At 62.2% G+C, this 18,304-nt stretch carries 7 protein-coding genes; 2 read left to right on the top strand and 5 right to left on the bottom strand.

What is annotated here, in order from left to right:
* Nucleotides 1-18 precede the first annotated feature (18 nt).
* Nucleotides 19-11,340: a VCBS domain-containing protein gene (locus KUV86_RS09740; RefSeq protein WP_222484634.1), complete on the top strand. Its 11,322-nt coding sequence runs from the start codon at nucleotides 19-21 to the stop codon at nucleotides 11,338-11,340.
* Nucleotides 11,341-11,522: 182 nt separating this feature from the next.
* Nucleotides 11,523-11,855 carry a tryptophan synthase subunit beta like protein gene (locus KUV86_RS09735; RefSeq protein WP_206938103.1) on the top strand — a complete coding sequence of 111 codons (333 nt, stop codon included), beginning with the start codon at nucleotides 11,523-11,525 and terminating at the stop codon, nucleotides 11,853-11,855.
* 150 nt (nucleotides 11,856-12,005) lie between these two features.
* Here the strand turns inward: KUV86_RS09735 and KUV86_RS09730 are convergent, their stop codons facing one another.
* Genes KUV86_RS09730 through KUV86_RS09710 form a run of 5 tightly spaced genes read right to left on the bottom strand, consistent with a single transcriptional unit; the run spans nucleotide 12,006 to nucleotide 17,995 of the window.
* Nucleotides 12,006-13,934 carry a LapD/MoxY N-terminal periplasmic domain-containing protein gene (locus KUV86_RS09730; protein WP_222484633.1) on the bottom strand — a complete coding sequence of 643 codons (1,929 nt, stop codon included), beginning with the start codon at nucleotides 13,932-13,934 and terminating at the stop codon, nucleotides 12,006-12,008.
* A gap of 45 nt (nucleotides 13,935-13,979) precedes the next feature.
* Nucleotides 13,980-14,693, bottom strand: a complete 714-nt coding sequence (locus KUV86_RS09725) for a transglutaminase-like cysteine peptidase (protein ID WP_222484632.1) — start codon at nucleotides 14,691-14,693, stop codon at nucleotides 13,980-13,982.
* A 19-nt stretch (nucleotides 14,694-14,712) separates the two neighbouring features.
* Entirely contained in the window at nucleotides 14,713-15,882 is a 1,170-nt protein-coding gene (locus KUV86_RS09720; protein WP_315900979.1) for a cation diffusion facilitator family transporter, read from the bottom strand.
* Nucleotides 15,879-17,048, bottom strand: a complete 1,170-nt coding sequence (locus KUV86_RS09715) for a 1-acyl-sn-glycerol-3-phosphate acyltransferase (protein WP_206938124.1) — start codon at nucleotides 17,046-17,048, stop codon at nucleotides 15,879-15,881. Before KUV86_RS09715 ends, KUV86_RS09720 begins: the two co-directional genes overlap by 4 nt.
* On the bottom strand, nucleotides 17,045-17,995 hold the full coding sequence (locus KUV86_RS09710) for a recombination-associated protein RdgC (protein ID WP_206938126.1): 951 nt from the start codon (nucleotides 17,993-17,995) through the stop codon (nucleotides 17,045-17,047). The genes KUV86_RS09715 and KUV86_RS09710 overlap by 4 nt, the downstream gene beginning before the upstream one ends.
* Between the last annotated feature and the right edge of the window lie 309 nt (nucleotides 17,996-18,304).

Below are 18,304 nucleotides of genomic sequence, written 5' to 3'. Positions count from 1 at the left end.
GACCTGACCGAAGGCACCTTGACCGTTGGCCGCGATGGCAACTGGACCTTCGAGGCCAATAACAACCTCGACCAGGCAGAGAGCCCATCGGTCAACTTCACTATCGAGACCGTCGATAGCGATGGTGATACCGCCTCCGATAGCCACACCGTCACCATTACCGATGGCACTGGTCCGACGGTCACCGTCACCGACAGCGATCCGGCGACCACCAACGCCGCCGTGTCCCTGGATGATGCCGACACCGAAGGCGACGCTTCCTCTACCGACGTAGCTAGCCTGACCTTTACTGCGGGCAGTGATGCCATTGCCTCCATCGGTTTTGGCAGCACAGATAATATTGATGTGGATGGCCTGAATGGCACCCTGACCTGGACCCTGAACTCCGCCGGTCAGCTGGAAGGGCGCACTGAAGCCGGTGGCGAACCGGCCATCACCCTGACGCTGAACAACAACGGCTCGGTTACGGCTGGCCAGTCCGCGGTAGTGACCGTGACCGCCACCCTGGCCGACAGCCTGGTCCACGCCGATGGCGTCGATGCACTGACCATCAGCGGGATCACCGTGGTCGGCACCGACACCGACGGCAGCAGCACCGAGGCAAGCGTCTCGGTCAGCGTCGCCGACGATCAGCCGACGCTGCAGATTGGCGACTCCACTGAGCCGGGTACCGCGACAGTCGTGGAAGGCCAGAGTGTCAATGGCAGCTGGACCACCGATGCCGGTGCTGATGGCGCCACCGTTACCGTCAGCGTGGGCAGCGAGACGCTGACGTTGGGCGACGCCGACAACGACGTCGTGACCTTCAATACCGCCGAGGGCGTGTTGACCGTTGGCCGCGATGGCAGCTGGACCTTCGAGGCGAACAACAACCTCGACCAGGCAGAGAACCCGTCGATCAACTTCACCATCGAGACCGTCGATAGCGATGGTGACACCGCTTCCGATAGCCACACCGTTACCATCACCGACGGCACTGGCCCGACGGTCACCGTCACCGACAGCGATCCGGCGAGCACCAACGCCGCCGTGTCCCTGGATGATGCTGACACTGAAGGCGACGCTTCCTCTACCGACGTAGCCAGCCTGACCTTTACCGCGGGCAGTGATGCGATTGCCAGTATCGGCTTTGGCGATACCGGAGCCATCAGCGTCGACGGTCTGGATGGCACCCTGACCTGGACCCTGAACTCCGCCGGTCAGCTGGAAGGGCGCACCGAGGCCGGTGGCGAACCCGCCATCACCCTGACGCTGAATAACAATGGCTCGGTCACGGCTGGCCAGTCCGCGGTAGTGACCGTGACCGCCACCCTGGCCGACAGCTTGGCCCACGCCGATGGCGTTGATGCACTGACCATCAGCGGGATCACCGTGGTTGGTGCTGATACCGACGGCACCAGCACCGAGGCAAGCGTCTCGGTCAGCGTGGCCGACGATCAGCCGACGCTGCAGATCGGCGACTCCACTGAGCCTGGCACCGCGACAGTGGTAGAAGGCCAGAGTGTCAATGGCAGCTGGACCACCGATGCCGGTGCCGATGGTGCCACCGTGACCGTGTCCGTGGGTAGCGAGACGCTGACGCTGGGCGACGCCGACACCGACGTCGTGACCTTTAATACCGCCGAAGGCGTGTTGACCGTCGGCCGCGATGGCAACTGGACCTTCGAGGCGAACAACAACCTCGACCAGGCCGAGAGCCCGTCGGTCAACTTCACCATCGAGACCGTCGATAGCGATGGTGATACCGCCTCCGACAGCCACACCGTCACCATCACCGACGGTACTGGCCCGACGGTTACTGTCACTGACAGCGATCCGGCGGCCAGCAATGCCGCTGTGTCCCTGGATGATGCTGACACTGAAGGCGCCGCTTCCTCTACAGACGTGGCCAGCCTGACCTTTACGGCGGGCAGTGATGCCATTGCCAGCATTGGCTTTGGCGATACCGGCGCGATCAGCGTTGATGGCCTTAATGGCACCCTGACCTGGACCCTGAACTCCGCCGGTCAGCTGGAAGGGCGTACCGAAGCCGGTGGCGAACCGGCCATCACCCTGACGCTGAACAACAACGGCTCAGTCACGGCTGGCCAGTCCGCGGTAGTGACCGTGACGGCCACGCTGGCCGACAGCCTGGTCCACGCTGATGGCGTTGATGCACTGACCATCAGCGGAATCACCGTGGTCGGTACCGACACCGACGGTAGCAGCACGTCCGCTAGTGTGGGCGTGACGGTGGCCGACGATCAGCCGACTCTGCAGATCGGCGACTCCACTGAACCTGGCACCGCGACAGTGGTGGAAGGCCAGAGCGTCAATGGCAGCTGGACCACCGATGCTGGTGCCGATGGCGCCACTGTTACGGTGACCGTGGGCAACGAGACACTGACACTGGGCGACGCCGACACCGACGTCGTGACCTTCGACCTGACCGAAGGCACCCTGACCGTTGGCCGCGATGGCAGCTGGACCTTCGAGGCCAGTGCCAACCAGGTACAGAACAGCGCCGGTACTCCGGCGATCGACTTCACCATCGAGACCGTCGATAGCGATGGTGATATCGCCTCCGATAGCCACACCGTCACCATCACCGACGGCACTGGCCCGACGGTCACTGTCACCGACAGCGATCCGGCGACCACCAACGCCGCCGTGTCCCTGGATGATGCCGACACCGAAGGCGACGCTTCCTCTACGGACGTGGCCAGCCTGACCTTTACTGCGGGCAGTGATGCCATTGCCTCCATCGGTTTTGGCAGCACAGATAATATTGATGTGGATGGCCTGAATGGCACCCTGATCTGGACCCTGAACTCCGCCGGTCAGCTGGAAGGGCGCACCGAAGCCGGTGGCGAACCGGCCATCACCCTGACGCTGAACAACAACGGCTCGGTCACGGCTGGCCAGTCCGCGGTAGTGACCGTGACCGCGACTCTGGCGGACAGCCTGGTCCACGCCGATGGCGTTGATGCACTGACCATCAGCGGCATCACCGTGGTCGGCACCGACACCGACGGCACCAGTGCGTCTGCCAATGTGGGCGTGACGGTGGCGGACGATCAGCCGACGCTGCAGATTGGCGATACCTCTGAGCCGGGTACCGCGACAGTGGTGGAAGGCCAGAGCGTCAACGGCAGCTGGACCACCGATGCCGGTGCCGATGGTGCCACCGTTACGGTGACCGTGGGTGGAAATTCACTGGCTCTGGGTACCGCAGCAGATGCCACGGTGTCCTTCGACCTGACCGAGGGCACCCTGACCGTTGGTCGTGATGGCAGCTGGACCTTCGAGGCCAGTGCCAACCAGGTACAGAACAGCGCCGGTACTCCGTCGATCGACTTCACCATCGAGACCGTCGATAGCGATGGTGACACCGCCTCCGATAGCCACACCGTTACCATCACCGACGGCACTGGCCCGACGGTTACTGTCACCAGTGGGGACGATGATCCGGCAACCGAGAGCCTGGATCTTACGCTGGACGAAGTGGGTACCATCGGCGGCGCAGAGCAGGACTCTGGCGTGCTGACCTTCACTGCAGGCAGCGACAACCTGACCAGTTTCAGGTTTGCCAATATTGCAACAGACGGCAGCGTGTCAGGCATTACCACCGCTGGGCTGGAGCCAGGGCAGACGCTAGTATGGACAGCGAATGCGAATGGCCAGCTCGAAGGCCGCCTGGGTGGTAGCACTGCTGTCGCGGTGACCCTGTCCCTTGCTGCTCCAGCGTCAGTGGAAGCGGGTGAGGACGGTATCGTGCGGGTTACCGCTGAACTCAGCGAGGCCCTCCCGCATGAGGTGGCCGATGCGCTGGCGAACTCGCTTTCTATTAGCGGCATCGGAGTTGTTGCGACCGAGGCTGACGGTGACAGTGCCACGGCCCAGGTGACCGTCAACGTCGTTGATTCTGCACCGCAGGCCGTAGCCGACGTTAACGCCATCACCGAAGACACGGCCTCCGTCTCTGGCAACGTCATTGACGGTGCTGCAGATGATGCCGGTGCCGACACCCTGGGAGCTGATAGCACCACGGTCACCGCGGTGACCAGCGGCAACGCCAGCGGTAACACCGCCACCACCAATGCGGCTGGTGAGCTGGTGATCCAGGGCGAGTACGGCACCCTGACCATCGCGCCCAATGGCAGCTACAGCTACGCGTTGGACAACACCAACCCGTCGGTCCAGGGGCTGGACGGCAGCGAGTCGGTGACCGAGGTGTTCACCTACACCCTGACCGACGCCGACAGCGACGCCAGCAGCACCACTCTGACCCTGACCATCAACGGCCAGGAAGATGACCTGCCCACCATTACCGTGACCGACAGTGACGGTAACGTGACCGGCGCCGACAACAGCGTGGAGGAGGACAGCGGCGAGACCGTGACCGGCACCTTCACCGTGGGCGGCAGTGCGGGTGTGGCCAGCGTGACCATCGGCGGTGTGGAGCTGGTGGGAGCGGACTTCACCACTCCGGTGAGCATCCCCAACACCGGTGGACAGGGGACCCTTACCATCACCGGCTTTAACGCCGCGACAGGCGAGTTCAGCTACAGCTACACCGAGACCGGGGGGCCGGCCGAGCACAACGCGGCCAACGACAATATCGTCGACAGCTTCGCGATTGTGGTGACCGACAACGAAGGCGATACCGCCAGCGATAGCCTGGATATCCAGATACTGGATACCGCGCCGCAGGCTGTGGCCGACGTGAACGCCATCACCGAAGACACCGCCTCCGTGTCGGGCAACGTCATTGACGGCGCTGCAGATGATGCCGGTGCCGACACCCTGGGCGCCGATGCCACCACGGTCACCGCGGTGACCAGCGACAACGCAAGCGGCAACACCGCCACCACCAATGCGGATGGTGAGCTGGTGATTCAGGGCGAGTACGGCACCCTGACCATCGCACCCGATGGCAGCTACAGCTACGCGCTGGATAACACCAACCCGGCGGTACAGGGGCTGGACGGCAGCGAGTCGGTCACCGAGGTGTTCACCTACACCCTGACCGACGCCGACAGCGACGCCAGCAGCACCACTCTGACCCTGACCATCAACGGCCAGGAAGATGACCTGCCCACCATCACCGTGACCGACAGCGACGGGAACGTGACCGGCGCCGACAACAGCGTGGAAGAGGACAGCGGCGATACCGTCACCGGCACCTTCACCGTGGGCGGCAGTGCGGGTGTGGCCAGCGTGACCATCGGCGGTGTGGAGCTGGTGGGAGCGGACTTCACTACTCCGGTGAGCATCCCCAATACCGGTGGCCAGGGCAGCCTGACTATCACCGGCTTCGATGCCGCGACGGGCGAGTTCAGCTACAGCTACACCGAGACCGGCGGCCCAGCCGAGCACAACGCGGCCAACGACAATATCGTCGACAGCTTCGCGATCGTGGTGACCGACAACGAAGGCGACACCGCCAGCGACAGCCTGGATATCCAGATCCTGGATACCGCACCGCAGGCCGTGGCTGACGTTGACGCCATCACCGAAGACACGGCGTCCGTCTCCGGCAACGTGGTTGACGGAACTGCAGATGATGCCGGTGCGGACACCCTGGGAGCCGATGCCACCACGGTCACCGCGGTGACCAGCGACAACGCCAGCGGCAACACCGCCACCACCAATGCGGCTGGTGAGCTGGTGATCCAGGGCGAGTACGGCACCCTGACCATCGCACCCGATGGCAGCTATAGCTACGCGCTGGATAACGCCAACCCGGCCGTCCAGGGGCTGGACGGCAGCGAGTCGGTGACCGAGGTGTTTACCTACACGCTGACCGACGCGGATAGCGACGCCAGTAGCACCACTCTGACCCTGACCATCAACGGCCAGGAAGATGACCTGCCCACCATCACCGTGACCGACAGCGACGGGAACGTGACCGGCGCCGACAACAGCGTGGAAGAGGATAGCGGTGAGACCGTCACCGGCACCTTCACCGTGGGCGGCAGTGCGGGTGTGGCCAGCGTGACCATCGGCGGTGTGGAGCTGGTGGGAGCGGACTTCACTACTCCGGTGAGCATCCCCAATACCGGTGGCCAGGGAACCCTGACTATCACCGGCTTCGATGCCGCGACAGGCGAGTTCAGCTACAGCTACACCGAGACCGGCGGCCCAGCCGAGCACAACGCGGCCAACGACAATATCGTCGACAGCTTCGCGATCGTGGTGACCGACAACGAAGGTGATACCGCCAGCGACAGCCTGGATATCCAGATCCTGGATACCGCGCCTGTTGCTGCCGATGATCGCGTCGACGGTGTGCAGTCCTCGCAGGTTGTGTCGAAAGACGCCACCGAAGGGCTGCTGTCCAATGATGATCAGGGAGCGGATGGCGCCAGAGTGACGGCGGTAGACCTTTCCTCGCTGCAAGGTAGCCTCGAGTGGAACGCCGACGGCAGCTTCGTCTACACCGCGACGGAGTCAGGCAGCTACACCGAAGTGGTGCGCTACACCATTACGGACGCCGATGGTGATACCAGCGAAGCTACGCTGACCATCCAGGTTGAGAATGGTGTGCCGAGCACCCAGCCCAGCAACGTGCAGGTCAATGAAGCAGGCCTGGACGGCGGCTCCCAGGCGGGGAATGGCTCGGCGACGGTCACCGGGCAGCTGGTCGCGACGGATCCCCAGAGCGACACGCTGACCTTCAAGGCGGAGACCATCAAAGGGGAGTACGGAGACATCGTGATCCGTGCCGATGGCTCATTCACCTACACCTTGACCAAGCCAGTGACGTCCTCCGACAACCCGGTGGACGATGCAGAGAGCTTCACCTACACCGTCACCGACAGCCAGGGCAACTCGGCAACCGGTACCATCACCGTAGATGTGATTGATGACGTACCGCAGGCCGTCAATGACACACCGGCCGCGCTGCAGTCAGGCACATCGCTGACGACCACGGCCGACAATGGCCTGCTGGCCAACGACGTGCAGGGCGCAGATGGTGCCGAGGTGGTGTCGATCGATACCAGCGGACTGCGTGGCGAGCTGACGTGGAATGCCGACGGTAGCTATACCTACACCGCGGAAGCCAACGCCAGCTATGAAGAAGTGGTGACCTACGTGATTCGTGACGCCGACGGCGACACGAGTCAGACCAACGTCAAGTTTGTGGTGACGGATGGTTCCCCGACCGCCAATCAAGCAACAGCAACGGTCAGCGAGGCCGGTCTTGCCGCTGGTAGCGACGCCGGCAGCGGCAGTCACAGCGTTTCCGGGCAGCTGAGTGCAACCGATGCCCAGGGAGATGACCTGAGCTACACCGAAGCGCGGATCGAGGGGGATCATGGCGTACTGGTGATCAGCAGCGATGGTTCCTTTACCTATACGTTGAGCAGCGCTGTGACCGGGAGCCAGGCGGACAATGGCGGCAACACGCTGACCGCCCAGGAGACCTTCAACTACAGCGTGACCGATGCCCACGGCAATACCGCCAGTGCCAGCATCAGCATCAACATTGTGGATGACGTGCCGCAGGCGGTGGATGACACGGCCGCCACGGCTGAGGACACCGCGGTCACCGTTGATGTGCTGGCCAATGACATTGGCGGAGCCGATGGTGCTGTGCTGCAGTCGGCTGCACTGGCGCCTGGACACGAGTCTGCCGGTCGGGTGACGGTGAACAGTAGCACCGGAGAACTGACCTTCATGCCAGGACCTGGGGTCGAGGGAACCGTCGTCATACGCTACACCATCGTCGACGCCGATGGAGATACCAGCGAAGCCACCTTGACCGTCAATGTGGCTGCGGACTCCACGCCGGAGGCCGCCAATGGAGTCGCGCGCGTGGACGAAGATGGCCTGTCGGGTGGCAATGTCGGTGGCCCGGGTGATGTGGCCGGTGAGGCGACCGTCGTCACCGGGACGCTTGGCTATTCCTTTGGCAACGATGGCGCGGCGAGCACAAATGCCTTCAGCTGGAGTCTTGATGGCCTGCCCACGGTCACGGCCAGTGGCCAGGCTGTGTCCTACACGCTGAGCGACGACGGCCGTACGGTCACGGGGCGTGACGCCTCCAACGCGCTGGTCTTGACCGTTGCCCTGACCGGGGTGGCGAACGGCGCCTATGAGGTAACGCTGCACCAGCCGCTGGATCATGGTGAGCAGGGGACGGAAGACTCTCTGGCGTTCAATGTCGGCTACACCATTGTCGATTCCGATGGCAGCCCAGCCAGTGGCCAACTGCAAGTGCTGGTTAACGATGACAGTCCCGAAGCCTTTACGGCCGATGCCGTCGAGCTGGCAGGCGGCCAGAGCGGACAGTTGAACTTTGTCGCTGTCTCCGGGGCCGATGGCGTCAAGGACGTGACCTTTGACAACCTGCAGGGACAGGCTGCGACGGACAGCGATGGCAACACGCTGTATTTCAATGGCGAACCGCTGAGCTACCAGTTGTCCAGCGATGGCCACCAACTTGAGGCGGTGACTGCCGATGGCACCGTCGGCTTCAGCGTGACGCTGGACCCGGCAGGCGATAGCTACAGCATCGAGGTGGCCGATGGCCAGATCAGCAACGGGCGTGTCGAGCGTGCCGATATCTCTGAACTGAATCTCGATGGTGTCGTTAAGTACCACGGCGTCAACTACGACGACGAAGAGGGTGACAACGACGTTCTCTACTCGACCCCCAATGGCGTCGGCATGGTGCCGGTGGACGGTACCCTTGGTGTCTTCGGTGGTGCAAGTTCCGGTATCGAGCTGAACGAGGTCATCCGCATCAGTTTCCTCGACAGCCTGGGTTTCTCCATCAGCGGTGAGCCGAGTTGGCAGGGTCACGAAAGCGTGTCCGAGGTGATCCAGACCATCCATGTTGAAGGTGACGGCGCCAAAGCAGTGGTCACCGTGGCTGCCTTCAACTATGCAAGTGATGTCCCGGGTTCTGGCTCTCCCAGCCAGACGGTGGACAACGATATTCGTCTGAGCGCCGATGACGTGCGCATTCTCGATCAGACCGGCATCGACGTTACTAACAAGGTGACCATAAGCGTCGATGGGGCTGGTCGCCTGATCCTGGACGGCATGAAGGATGGTTGGTCGTTTGAACTCAGCCCGGATGGCGGGCTTGGGGGGATCGAGGTGGTGGGGGGGAGCGATACACCCTTTACCCTGGGAGATATGGACTATCGGCTTGGTGACAGCAGCTCGGGCTTCGAGGTTGAGCTTGCCTTGACCGGTGTCGATGGAGATGGCGACAGCGCTACGGGTTCCCTCATTGTCTCGGGAGCGCCTCCGTCGCAGCTATTTGTCGGCACCAACGACGGTGATACTCATACCGGGTCTGCCGGTGACGATGTGATCGTTGGTGACAAGGGCGGGACCTACACGGAAATCGAGCCGGCGACCAACTATAACGTCGCGATCATGCTGGATATTTCTGGAAGCATGCAGTCAGGCAAGGCGGAGGATGGCAGCACCCGGATTTCGGTCGCCAAGGCGGCAATCGAAAGGCTGATCAACCAGTTGGCCGAGTACGAAGGGGCGGTAAATATTGCAGTCATTCCCTTTGCCTATGGTGCCGATCTGGAAGATGTCGACGATCTCGGACTGGATGCCAATGAGGTTCAGCAACTGATCGACTACGTCAATGACCTGAGCGCCACTGGTGCCACCAATTATGAGGTGGCATTCGATGCAGCACGTGGCTGGTTCCTCAATCAGGACAATGACTACGAAAATGTCAGCTACTTCGTGACCGATGGCAATCCTACCGTCTATGGGACAAGTACCAGTTCGGGAGGAACCACTAACGAAATCGACGTGACACGTGCCCTGCAGGCCTATGAAGGCCTGTCCGATATCAGCCAGGTCAAGGCGATCGGCATTGGCAATGGCATCAATGAAGAGCTGTTGAGGTTGTTCGACAACACCAATGTGGTTGAGCAAAGCGACATCCCGGAGGTGTCCGGAGAGGTGGTACTTCAGTATCGTCTGGCGGACTTCGACAGCCCCGATGACGAGGCGTCTCATCTTCTCGATGATGTCGAAGATGCCTGGACATACTCGGGTGTTGCGACCGGCAATCTCAGTGAGGCCGCCTCCGGCAGCGTGGATTATCTGCGTCTGGAAACAGGTAGTGTACCTGGCGAGGCCGTTGTGACGAGCGATAGTTTCGTCCTCGACGGGTTTAGCAACTACGCTCAGATCCAGTTTGTCTACGCCAATTCAACCTATCGTACCGGTGAGAGTGCGCGCTTCACGCTGCAGCGTCTTGATGGCTCCGGTAACTGGGTCGATGTAGAGACCGAAACGCTTGCCTCAAGTACGACCAGCTGGGCGCTTGAGGGGACATCGTTGATTCGGGAAGCAGGGACTTATCGCCTCGAGTTTGGTGTGACCAACGCTGACTTCTCAAATACGGCTCTCGGTATTTCCGACATCTACGTCAACCTTGGGACCAGCGAAGCCAAGAAGGGGCAAGTGAATATCGTCAATTCGGCCGATGAGCTGAATGCGGTTCTGGATGGCAGTGATACCTTTACCGGTCTCCAGACGCTGGGGAGTGACACCATCGACGGGACGTCCCGTGATGACCTCATATTCGGGGATACCGTCAATAGTGACCGTTTGAGTTGGGTCAATGGCGATACCGGAGAGCGCTTCGATGCCGGTGAGCATGACGGTCTTGGCTACCAGGGCCTCTATGAGTTCCTGACGTGGGGCACTTCGGATGTGCGCCTACAGGACGATGGTAGTCTGGCTGAGACCGGTGAGCCGCCTATCGCCGGAAAGCCCTCGGGTGAGGCGCCTAGCAAGGATGAGGTGCTGAACTATATTCGTGATCATTATCGCGAACTTCTGGACACCGAGCGCAAGGATGGTGGCGCTGACACCCTGAAAGGCGGTGACGGTGACGACGTGCTGATCGGCGGGGGCGGCAATGACACCCTGCACGGTGAGGATGGCGATGACCTGCTGCTGGGTGGTGCGGGTGACGATCTGCTGCTGGGTGGACTCGGTGCCGACACCTTCGCCTGGGTGCTGGGTGACCAGGGCGAGGCGGGCGCTGCCGCCGATGACGTGATCGCGGACTTCCATGTCGCGGCAGCGGGCACGGCGCCTGGCACCGATCCGGAGGCCGATGTGCTGGATCTGAGCGATCTGTTGCAAGGCTTCGATGCAAGTGATGATCAGCAGTCGCTGAACGACTTCATCCACGCTGAGCAGGACGGTGATGACGTGGTGCTGTACATCAAGAGCGACGGTGGGCTGGCTGGCGATAATGCCAATGCCGATCAGTTGATTACCCTGGAAGGGGCGAGCATGTCTGGGCAGTCGGGCGAAGACTTCTTGACCCAGCTGCTGAACCAGGGACAGCTGGACGTCTGATCACGCCAGTGGGCGGGAGACGACGGGACAGTCAACAGTCGTCAGTAGTTGCAGGTCGAGGGGGCCCCATCCGTGGGGCCCTAACGAGAATCGAGCAGCGCCCCTGCAGAGTGAGGTCAGGTGCTGGGGCACAAGAGAAAGTTGATATATGCTCGATCAACGAAGAACAGGGAGAAAGCGGCATGTACGTCCAGCGTGACGGGGAAGGTAAGCTTGTCTGCGTGAGCCGAGAGCCAACGGCCATCTGCGACGAGTTCATGGCACCGGATGATCAGGAGTTGCTGGCATTCCTGTCTGACGGCAGCCCGCGCCATGAGCAGTCGCAGTTTCACGCGTCTGATCTGGCGTTTGTGCGGGTACTTGAGGATGTGTTGGACCTGCTGATGGACAAGGGAGTGATCAGTTTTACCGATCTCCCTGAGGCGGCGCGTCGCAAGATCATGGATCGCCAGTCACTGCGTCGTCGCTACAACGACGTGGACCTGGTGGGCGGCGATGACGACCCTCTGATTTAACAGCGCCGTACGCAACAACAAGGCCACCTTTTCAGGTGGCCTTGTTGTTGCTGCCTAGTGGTGTTGTGCACTCTGGTGGCTTTGTGCTGTCCGTTTGTCAGAGCAAGGCCTGCGTGTAGTCAGGCCTTCGATGGCACTGCGACGAGCCGTCTATCGCCCTGACGCCGCATCCGCACGGGCCGAGACGGCGGGACCGGTCACGCCGTCGAGGCCTAGCTCGAACAGGGTCTCGATGTCCTCGTCTTCATCGATACCTTCAGCAATCGCCTTGATCGCCAGCGAATGACACAGCGTTGCCATGCCCCTGAGGATGGTCTGCTGCTCTGGACGGTGGGAGACACCTCGACACAGGGTGGCATCGATCTTGATGTAGGACAGGCCAAGATCGCGCAGGTCACCGAGCTGGCGGAAGGCGGCACCGACATGCTCCATGCCCAGGTGGCAGCCGAAGGGCGCCAGCGACTGGCACAGGTAGCGGAAGCTCTCCAGGTCGGCCCGGGCAATGGATTCTGGCACCTCGATCCATAGGAAGGGGGCCGAGTCTGGGCGTGCACTCAGTCGTTGCTGCAGGGCAATGACCACGTTGGGTTGGGTGATGGCAGCGTGGGACAGGTTGATGCCGAGCGGCTGACGGTGGTGGTGAATGGTCTCAAGCGCAGTATCGATGACCCGGATATCCAGGCTGTCATGCAGGCGCAGACGTGCGATCCAGGGCATGAAGGTGCCCGCCTGGCGCCACTCGCCCTTGATATTGAGGCGTGCCGGCGCTTCGTGGTGAAGCAGGCTGCCCTGGCGGTCCAGTACCGGGTACTGGCCCAGCAGGACGCCGTGCTCCATGGCCTCGACCAGGGCGGAACGCCATTCGGCGCGGCTATGGTAAAGAGCGGCCTGCTCGGCGTGGCGGCAGGTTTCAATGGCCTGGCCGGGGCGTGTTTCGGCCATGGACAAGGCGCCGTCCAATGCCGACATCAGCGTGGTGCGGCTTTGACCATGATGATAGGTGCCAAGAGCAGCGGGCAGACGCAGCACCGGTGAATTCTGTTCGGCCAGAGCGGAAAGGTTGTCGCTCAGGCGCTCGCGTGCCCAGGCTTCATCGACGTTGCCGCACAGCAGCAGGGCAAAGTCGCTGCCATTGAGGCGGCCCACATAACCTTCACCATGGGCATCGGCGATGGCCGTCAGGCGCTGGCACAGGTCGCTGAGCACGGCGTTGGTGTGCAGGTGGCCGCGGCGTTCGTTGAGCGCGGCCAGGTCGGTGGCACGAATCAGTGCAATGATGCCGTAGCTGGACTCGCCGTCCTGCTCCAGGCTGTAGCTGAGCCGGTCGATAAAGGCGTCGCGGGTCAGGGCGCCGGTGATGGCATCGTGCAGCAGTTGCCGCCTCAGTCGGTCGATCTGCTCACTTTCACGCTCCAGCATCTCACGCACGCTTTCCGACAGACGGTTCATCGCTTCCGACACCTCGCGCAGTTCCAGCGTGCGCGGTAGCGGAGCAATGGTGAAGCGGCGCTCGCCAATGTCGTGAGCCTGACGCGTGACGGTCTTGAGCGGTCGGCTGATGTGACGCACCAGCATATAGGCGATCAGTAGACTCAGTGCGCCGGCGGCGACGAACCAGCCGGCCATGCGCAGTGTGCTTTGCCACAGCGATTGATAGGCGAAGGCGTGGGTGCTGTCCACCTCCAGGGTGCCGAGCAGGGTCCAGCCGTCCTGCACCGCGGCGCTGCCGCTGGGCACATCGAAGGAGATCAGCTGGCGGAACCAGCCGGGAACGCTATGGTCTTCCGCCACTTCCGAGACGCGCTGAATGATCGGTCGTCCTTCGCCGTCGACCAGCTGCAGCTTGCGGTAGTAACCGGTGTCGAACTGCGCCGAGATCATCAGTTCAATGCCCACAAGATCCTGATTGGGAGCATTGCTTATGGCTTGCGCCAGCACATTGGCATTGTCGGTATTCTTGATCTCGAGCTCTTGCTCGATATAGGCACGACTGCCGGTCACCGCCACCAGCAGGCTGCCGCCCAGAGCGATCAGCAGGATGACGATGATGGCGAGCCAGAGTTGTTTGATCAACGACATGGCGGCGTCTCTAGATAAGCGTGAAGCGGAAGATAGGGCATTGGGCTATTGAATCCCTTGTCGGCGCATGCGATCAATCGCATTACGCCAGCGCGAAAGTCGGGCCAGGGGGTCGGCACGCGACTGCGTGGAGCCTCCTGCCCACAGGCCACTACTATTGAAGCTGAATAACGGGTCCAGGTCGGTTCGCAGGCTGGCACGAGAAACGCTGGCGGCAATGTTGTCGAGGATAAGCGGCTCGGCGCTTGGTGTCTCGTAGTACCCCAGGACCATATGGGCCTGGGTAATCTGGCTACGTCCTAGCCTGGCACGTACGTAGATCATGCGCAGTTTGCTGACCGGGATGCCCAGCTCCTTGAGCGTGACGTACTTGGCAATGGAATAGTCTTCGCAGTCGCCGGCACCGCGTCCAAGAGACTCGAGCGGGGTGGCCCAGTAGTCACTCTGGCGCCATATGGTGCGGTCCTCGAGCCAGCGAACCTTGCGATTGAAGAAGTCGTTGACCTCGCGCAGCTGAGTCGCGATATCGGCACCCCTGAGTCGGTTGATCAGGCTTAGCCACTCCTCCAGCACCTGCACCCCTTGAGCGCCAAATTCTGCGCTCATGGCCGAGCGCATTCTGGCGTGGTCCAGGGCGGCACCCGCTGGCTCAGCTGTCGACAGCAGTCCACCGCCAAGCAGGCTCGCAGCGCCCAGTCCCAGCCAGCGCAGCACGCTGCGGCGGGATACAGAGGCGTCGGTCGACGCGGGTGAGGTCATGACAGGGTCCGGGTCGTGGTCAGGCCTTTCCTGGGCCTTGCCACAGCGTCAGCTGTCCCACCCAGGGGAGAGGGGCTAGGTCTCGGCATAATTCGTGAGCTAACTCATCAAGGTCGTCATGATGGATCTGAGAGTCAACGTACAACGAAATATCTACCCGGTCATCCAAATAGTGCAGGTTCAGCGCGAGACGTCGGCGCCAGGCGGGATGTTTTGCCCATCTTTGATCAAGGATTTGCTCGATCTCTGCCCGCAGCGGCAGGCCTGGTCGCAAACTGTGCGCAATCAGGCCTTCATCGTCCTCTGGGTCAATATGGAAGGTCACGTCCTTCAATCGGCGCGAGGACTGGCGCAGCTCACGGCTGACGGCGTTACCGATCTCATGGGCCTCCGACACCGTGACCCTGGGCGCCACGACAATGTGCAGGTCGAGCACCACGTCGCTGCCCAGTCGGCGAGTGCGCAGGTCGTGGACGCTCGTGACCCCTGGCACAGTTTCGGCCAGCCGACGCAGCTGACGTTCATCTTCGGCGGGAAGTGCGGTATCGATCAATTCCCTGGAGGATTGCCACATCAGTCGTCCCCCCACCCAGCCGACCATCAGGCCCACCAGGATGGCGGCTGCGGCATCCATCCAGCCCACACCGAACTGTCCGCCAATCAGGCCGACCAGCACGACCAGGGTGGAGAGGGCATCGGTGCGCGAGTGCCAGGCGTTGGCCTCGAGCAGTGCCGAGTCCAGCCGCCGTGCCGCGTGCAGCGAATAGTGGAAGATTGCTTCCTTGGCGAGCAGCGATACCACCGTGATACCGATGGCCGTGGCCCCTGGTGCGGTGGCGAGCTGGTCGTCGAGCAGACGCTCGACGCTGGAGGCGGCAATGGCACCGGCGACGAAGATCAGCACGCCGCCCAGCCATAGCGTCGCCAGTGTCTCGATGCGGCCGTGGCCATAGGGGTGGTCACGGTCCGGCGCCTGCCGCCCGTAGTGGGTGGCGGCCAGGACGAAGACATCGGTCACGATATCGGAGAAGGAGTGGATGCCGTCGGCAATCAGCGCAGCAGAGCCGACGATCATCCCGGTGATCAGCTTCATGACGCCGACCACCAGGTCCACGCCGGCGCCAATCAGGGTGACGCCCTGAGCCGTCCAGTAAAAACGACGGGGTGCCGGCGAGGAGGGGGTGCTCACGGCGCGATCTCTCGCCCCGCGCAGTTGATGACCGGATTGGCGTACTGTGCCAGCCACCAGGGTTTGAGGTCGTCGGGCACCTGCGCCAATCGCTGTGCAAAGCGCTCCCGGTCGGCGTCGGTGACCTCAGAAAAGTCGAGCAGGTCCGGGTGCGTGCCCAGGGCCTCGAGCGCCAGGTAATGACTGGGGAACAGGTGGTAGTCGCCCAGCACCTGGCGATCGATCTCAGCTGCCACGGCCTCGGGGGTGTCGAAGCTGCGGTCGATGGGCGTCCCGAAGCGCAGGTGAACGCGGCCTTTGTGACCAGTGATGCCCGCCACGATCGAGCTGATATCCTCGAATTCGCTCTTGTTGTAGCCGCCATCCTCGCTGACGGCTTTCAGTTCTCTGGCCTTCTGGATATCGCAAGGGTCGTATTCGTAGCTGATGGCCACCGGGACCAGGCGCAGCGCCTCGACGCCTTCGCCCAGGGGGGCATGACGATTGTCGGCGCGATGGGCCATGGTCATCATCTTGATAATGGCCGGATCGGTACGGTCGATACCGTCCTTGGCGCGGCCCTCGCGCTGGGCCATCCAGATCGAGTGGTTGTCGTCCTGAATCGAGTGGCGAATGTAGCTCGAGAGCTGAAGGTAGGCCTGCAGCATGGCGCGCTTGCCGCGGGCGCTGCGAGGCACGATGAAGCTCTTGTTCAGGCGCATCAGGTCGGTGACATAAGGCTTCTTGAGCAGGTTGTCACCGATGGCGATGCGCACCGTATTGCGGTTGGCCAGGTACAGGGCATAGTTGACGAAGGCCGGATCCAGCGAGATGTCGCGATGGTTGCCGATGAACAGATAGGCCGTGTCGGCATCCAGCGCGTCGAGGCCATCCACTCGGAAGTCGTCGGTGGAGGTGCGCAGCATGCGCTGCATGTAGCTGGCGATGCGCTGCTGGAATTGCGCGACGCTGGTCACATCGCGGGTCTCACGCTTGATCGCCCAGCTGGCTAGGGCACGGGAGACGCGAGGCATCAGCCGCGAGAGGCGCGGCAGGCGATAACGCGTCAACGCGGTCAACAGCTCAGGGTCTTCTGACAGGCGTGCAAGCGTCGCCGCCACCTCGTCATCCTGATAAGGGCGTATGTCGTGCCAGGGATCCTGCCCGGCCTCAGCATTCGAAGTCATGTTGTCGTCGCAGTCAGGTCAGTAGCCGTAACGGAGTTGCTCTGGGCTTCACCGCCCAGCCAGTCGATCAGGCGATCCACGCTGTCACCCAGCGTTTGTGCCATCAAAATAAAGTCGGTTTCCATCCGCAGAACGGCATCGTCACCGTCATCGGCTTGGTTGGCTTCATCAATCAAGGCATCATCAAAGGCCAGCGACTTGACGGCCAGGTCGTCATGCAGCACGAAGCGCAGACGTCCCTCCATGGCCAGTGCCAGCTTGCTGGCCTGGCGCCCACCTTCCAGAAGTTGCTGGATGTCGTCACCGTCCAGGTCCACCTGGCGTGCCTTGAGTACGCCATCGTCGCCCTTGGCCTTCAGCTCCACCTGATCACCCAACAGCATATCGGCGGGACGCGATGAGGCGTCATTGAGCCAGGTGGTCATGGCGCGAATCGGCAGGGTCTGGGCCGCCAGCGGCGTCACCTTGAGGCTTCCCAGGGTTTCGCGCAACAGGTCCAACAGCTCTTCTGCACGCTTGCGGCTGGAGCTGTTGACCGCAATCAGGTTGCGCCGGGTGTCCCACCAAAGGTCAGTCTTCTGGCTGCGGACGAAGGCGCGGGGCAGCAGCTCTTCGTAGACCTGCTCCTTGATCGCCTGTTTTTCCTGGCGGCGCAGCTTGCGGCTCTCCTGGGCTTCGATGACCTCGACCCGCTCCTCGACCTCTTCCTTCACGACGGAGGCCGGCAGAATGCGCTCCTGGCGCAGGGCGGTCATCAGCCGCTGGCCTTGCAATTCGTGCAGGTAGCGATCACTGCCACGACCGGCGGGGGCTGTCCAGCCGCTGCGGCGAGCCTCGCTGCTGCCGAGCGGACGAAAAGCCTGTTCAGCGAGGGCTGTTTCCAGCTGCTCGCTGTCCAGTGTGCTGGCGTCGTGCAGACGATAGAGGTGCAAGTGCTTGAACCACATGAAGCAATTCTCGGGTCGAAAAGGAGGCACATTATGGCGAATGGTGTTCTCGGGTGCCAGTGACCCGCTCAGGTCGGTCGCGATTGCGCCAACGCTGGCGGCCTAGGGTGAAAAAGATGCAGCGGTCAGGCCTGTATCGAAGGCAAGCGTAGCAGCGAAGCGCCGCTTCGCCTCTGCCTCTTTGGGGGCGGTATTGCCAGCAGGCTCGACAGCGCTCAGTATCAAACAGTAGTTTGAATGTTGGGTGTCGGCGTCTTGTTATCGACGTTGAGGTATCGACACCCTCTTTGAGCGGAACATCGACAAGGA

Source organism: Halomonas sp. DP8Y7-3 (assembly GCF_019801675.1).
In the GTDB taxonomy this organism is placed as follows: Bacteria; Pseudomonadota; Gammaproteobacteria; order Pseudomonadales; family Halomonadaceae; genus Halomonas; species Halomonas litopenaei_A.
The sequence above is the reverse complement of the archived record's forward strand: the minus strand, read 5'-3'. Positions and strand labels throughout refer to the sequence as shown.

What these genes read in the sequence shown, in the direction of transcription:
- KUV86_RS09730 (WP_222484633.1), bottom strand. Translation starts at nt 13,934, where the DNA reads ATGTCGTTGATCAAACAACTCTGGCTCGCCATCATCGTCATCCTGCTG.
- KUV86_RS09725 (WP_222484632.1), bottom strand. Translation starts at nt 14,693, where the DNA reads ATGACCTCACCCGCGTCGACCGACGCCTCTGTATCCCGCCGCAGCGTG.
- KUV86_RS09735 (WP_206938103.1), top strand. Translation starts at nt 11,523, where the DNA reads ATGTACGTCCAGCGTGACGGGGAAGGTAAGCTTGTCTGCGTGAGCCGA.
- KUV86_RS09710 (WP_206938126.1), bottom strand. Translation starts at nt 17,995, where the DNA reads ATGTGGTTCAAGCACTTGCACCTCTATCGTCTGCACGACGCCAGCACA.
- KUV86_RS09715 (WP_206938124.1), bottom strand. Translation starts at nt 17,048, where the DNA reads ATGACTTCGAATGCTGAGGCCGGGCAGGATCCCTGGCACGACATACGC.